The sequence below is a fragment of the Alteromonas sp. G4i35 genome (assembly GCF_054960375.1).
In genome coordinates, this window is sequence record NZ_JBHNZD010000088.1 from 1 (window position 1) to 240 (window position 240).

Below are 240 nucleotides of genomic sequence, written 5' to 3' on the forward strand. Positions count from 1 at the left end.
GGTGTTAGGCCTATAGAGGTAAAACATGATTTCAGAGGCAGATTGGAAACACTTCAAACAAGTTAAGGCAGATGCTTTAGATAAATGCTGCCAGCAAGTTTTGGACGATGTGCGTAAAGGAATCGATAATCCCGAACTTTCAAATCATGCAAAATATCTTTATTTGTATAAATTGATAGAAAACAGCGACAAACGTATCGCCAACATATTCGATTACAATGCAAGGTCAAAAGCTATGCT

The 240-nt window shown here is 37.1% G+C and carries 1 protein-coding gene; it reads left to right on the forward strand.

Annotation, left to right across the window (positions count from 1 at the left end; genetic code table 11):
- Positions 1-25: 25 nt before the first annotated feature.
- The coding region (locus ACFI6L_RS20350; RefSeq protein ID WP_462574709.1) for a hypothetical protein at positions 26-240 on the forward strand (215 nt) is incomplete at its 3' end.